General features: G+C 42.1%; 2 protein-coding genes. Both read left to right on the forward strand.

Features of this window, described 5'->3' with window-relative positions:
- Nucleotides 1-188, forward strand: a 188-nt coding sequence (locus PEL01S_RS33960) for a hypothetical protein (protein WP_218032567.1), incomplete at its 5' end; no start/stop codon positions are given.
- Nucleotides 189-694: 506 nt separating this feature from the next.
- A partial coding sequence (locus tag PEL01S_RS33965) for an RHS repeat domain-containing protein (protein ID WP_164824377.1) occupies nt 695-3,785 on the forward strand: 3,091 nt, incomplete at its 3' end.

Genomic DNA, 3,785 nt, shown 5'->3' on the forward strand with positions numbered 1-3,785 from the left:
AGGATTACTACTTGATCTGGGGCATTCATAACGGCGGTGCTTTATCTTTGGATGACATTAAAATTGAAAAAAATAACTATCAGTATGACCAAAATGGACGTTTAATTAAATACATTTCACCGAAGCAGAGAGAAATCAAATATGACTATGATCTCAATGGGAATATAATTCGTCGTAAAGTGGAATAGAAAGAATCATATTATTACAAATATGATAGTCCTGAATACAATTATTTTCATGATTGTTTAATTGTACGGGCTATAGCTAGTAATAGCTCGCGTACACTTAAGTAGATTCGTTAAACTTGCATCACTAATAGATCTATTGAAAGGGCCGGGAAAGTCTATGCGGTTTTCGATTGACAGTAAACGAATGAGGAACATTATAATTTGCGTCCTCGTTCTCTTGCTTTCCTTACCAGTCACGAGCATTAATGCATCTTCAATAAACGACTTCGGAAATAGTGGTTTGTTCAAGTATTCTTACGACAAAAACGGGAAATTGGATTGAACTACTTACAGTAGCAGACCCATAAAAAGATAACCTGAGATTACGGTTGTCTTTTACCATTTCTGTTGTATACAGGAACCATTGGTTGAAGGTATAATTTAACAGGAATAAATGAAAAAAATTTCTTGACAACATCGAACGCGTGATGAACTGGGTCGTTAAAGTATATTAAATGGAGGTTCATATGAAAAGAATTATCTCATTATTTCTATCCCTGCTCCTTTTCCTTTCTCTAGTTACTCCTATATACGCAGAAGCAAGAGATATTCTAGGCTTCTTATCAAACTTAAAGACCGGCACCAATGAAAGTGTTGTGCCCAATCAGAATCCGGCAACGGATAAAATCGACAATTCTTCTAAGGAAAAAACTAGTTCAAACAGTAGTATAATCGATGATAGTATTACCGCTACGGGTTCGGTTTACGGATCGGTGTATAACTCTGTATATCGAGCAAAGCTCATGAACCCGCCAAAAATCGTTGAGCCGGTGAATCTTAAGCCGAACGACGCTCCGTATCAGATTAATTCCGAATACGACGCGGTATCTACCATATCTGGGGACCTTTCTGTACGCACGACGGATATGACGATTAGAGGGAAAAATGGATTATCGTTTCCCTTAACCAGACAATACAGCGCCGCAGAGTCCGCGATGTACGATGTTTTTGGAGATAGCCTTAATCCACGAGAAGCTCCTATAGGTGTGGGATGGAGTTGGGATTTTCCTCAGTTGCGTGATGGAAATCTGGTTTTAAGCGATCGCTTAGGAAACGGTTCGTACCCGATGGGTTCATTTCTTCCAGAAAATAGTTATTCTTATATTAAGGGATACCCTTGGAAAGATATAACCCTAGAGAAGGGGTTCCCTGATGAGTTCGTGGACCCATGGCGGGTCACTAATCTTGAGGGACTGACATATTATTTTGAACATCGTGATGGTTTGCTAGTCAAAATCGAGGATAAATATAACAACCAAATCAAATTCAATTACACCTTTTTACCCGGATTAGTTGTACCTGTACTGGAAAGTATTTCGACAGAAGGAGAAACGATCAAATTTCAATATGACTCTTCTGGAGTAACCATTACGAAAGGAGATCAAACAGTAAGATATATTCTAACTACATACATTGAACCTACTAACCAAAGAGAAGTAAAGTTTCTATCAAAGGTCGTAGATGCTGAAGGACGTGTCACAACATATGATTACACTGAAAAACCGGCTTATCATAATCGTAACGTCAATGCCCGTCACATGTTACTAACTAAAGTTGATCATCCTACAGGGGCAAGCAGTTTATATACTTATGAGGATCAGCCGACGTTCAGATGTAGCTTTACGCCTTTTACTCAGGTCTACCGAATAAAGGAAAAAGCTTTACAGGTCAAACAAACGGACGGCTCTCTACAGACATTCAAAAAAGAAAGGTACGGATATGAAGGAGATTTAGGTAATTCTTGCCTAGGGGATTTTAGTTATTACGTCTACCATGATGATGGGTTAACCCAAACGAAATATACAAACAAGAAACAGAATAAGAAATTGGAGTGGGAAGAGACGCCGCCTTTTTTTTACCAAACAAACATCACCAAAACATCGATAAGAAACGGTGTCGCTTATACCATTTCAACGGATCAACAATATGACGAGGCGCGACATCTTCCCTATCCGAATAAAGTGACAACGACCTATACGGCACAGGGACAATCTTTTTCAAAAAGCGCGTCCCGGGAATTTGACCTCTATGGCAATGTACTATGGTCGACCGATCCTATGGGAATTACAACGAACTACGATTACGACCCGAAAACGCACTTGCTTAGCAGCATATTGCAGCCGATCTATAATAATCAGAAGCGGTATTCGCTGCTTGAGCGCAATGAGAAGAACAAAGTAACCAAGGAAAAGGTGTTTGAAAACGACCTGAACGGGAAGTTGCTGTCTGAGACGCGCTATGAAGACATCGATGCTTACGGTAACCCGCGCAAAATCATAACAAAAACCGATGATGCCAAAGAAACCGAAACGCTCGTGGAATACGGCCCCCAGTATCAAAGCCGGTTTCCGACCAAAACGATAACGGATGTGACCAATGTCGATGGAGCGACTTCAAAGATTACGCAACAATATGACTACAATCCAACACTCGGAAAAGTAACGACAATCATCGATGGCAAAGGCTATGCGACAAATTACGACTATGACAAGCTGGGCAGGGTAACGGAAGCAACCAATCCAGATAAAAGCGTCGTCACCCTGCAATATGATGACGCGAAAAATTCGATTCTGATCACGGACGAGGAAGGCGTAAAAACGTACACGCAATGGAATCCGATTGGCTGGAAGATTGCAACCGGTGTGAGCGAGCAGGACATTAGAAGCAAATTCGGCTACGATTCATACGGTCGTTTGGAATGGAGCGAGGATGCCCGAGGAAACCGGACTTGGTTCGGCTACGACCAATGGAGCCGCCAGCACAAAATCACGTATCCAGACAGCTCGGTGGCCACGGTGGAATACAACGATATTCAGCGTATGAAGGTATCGACCGATGCCGAAGGCTACAAGATTACGGAGACGTTAGATCCTTTAGACCGGACGATTAAGAAAGAGGAAACGAAACTAGTTAACGGGCAGCCCGTGATCCAAATCCTGGGCACGCTTATTTATGACGCTGCCGATAAAGTACGTGAAAGTACAGATGGACGGGATAACCGGACGAAGTTCGATTATGATGCTCTGGGGCGCTTGACGGGAGTCACCAATGCGAAGAACGAGTTTACGAAGTATGAATATACCTCAAAAGATCGTTTGAATTTGTTCAAAATTGTGTTCCCGGACAAAACGGAAAGGTCCAAGAAATATGACGAGCTGGGTCGTACAATCCAGACGATCGCACCCGATCAGGCGGTAGAAAAATTTTATTACGATGAAAATAATAACTTACGGACGTATGTAGACCGTAAAGGCCAAGTGACAACGAACGATTACAATAACCGTAATAAGCTGCTCAGCAGTGCTTTAGGAAACGAAACGATAAAGTATGACTACTATGCAACTGGAAAGCGCAAAGTCATGCAAGACAACACAGGTACTACAAACTATCACTATAACGAGCTTGGACAGTTGGACATTCTCACGTATCCGGACGGGAGGACGATCCGATACTCGTATGATGAGCAAGGAAATCGAAAGACGATGACCGACCCGTTTGGTTACGTCACGGCTTATGGATATGATAACCGTAACCGGCTGACAGGCGTAGGTCCTAACC

This window comes from Paenibacillus elgii NBRC 100335, from assembly GCF_004000865.1.
GTDB lineage: Bacteria > Bacillota > Bacilli > Paenibacillales > NBRC-103111 > Paenibacillus_G > Paenibacillus_G elgii.